The organism is Chryseobacterium contaminans, from assembly GCF_001684955.1.
GTDB classification, from domain to species: domain Bacteria; phylum Bacteroidota; class Bacteroidia; order Flavobacteriales; family Weeksellaceae; genus Chryseobacterium; species Chryseobacterium contaminans.
The window spans coordinates 1-452 of the sequence record NZ_MAYF01000266.1 but is presented as its reverse complement, the minus strand read 5'-3'; the positions used below and the strand labels follow the sequence as shown (position 1 = coordinate 452).

The window sequence follows — 452 nt, the reverse complement described above, 5'->3', positions numbered from 1 at the left end:
AAGCTAGGTTATCGAGCGTCGCAAGACAAATGTTCTCGTTGCCGTATTCCTTGCGAGCTTGACCAAGGAGCTCATCCGTGACCAAAGCCGGGCGCGAAAACACCTTCCCAGCATCCGGGTCCGTGACGAACACGAACTTCGCGTCACTATCTTGTTCGATGAACCTCTTGCGCTCTTCAGGTAGCTCAATATCAATCTAGAACAAGATCAACACGACATTGGACAGTAACGAGTTCAAAGCACTTGCCGAGACGTAGCAGGCTCCAGCTTTTAAGATAGCCGCCATCGCAACGTAGAAGTGCGCGTTGCGCACGCTACACAAGCAGACTTTGTCTTCGACCTGGACTCCGCTCGCAACAAGCCACCTTGCTAGCACGTTCGTCTGCTCGTTAAGCTCTCCGTACGTGACCATCTGAGGTGGTCTCTCGAGCGAAGCGTACACCTCGTGAGCG

Annotated in this window: 1 protein-coding gene; it reads right to left on the bottom strand. The window is 53.3% G+C overall.

Going from position 1 to position 452, the window contains the following annotated elements:
• Positions 1 to 196: 196 nt before the first annotated feature.
• On the bottom strand, positions 197 to 452 hold a 256-nt coding region (locus tag BBH99_RS13255; RefSeq protein ID WP_131799226.1), incomplete at its 5' end, for an AMP-binding protein.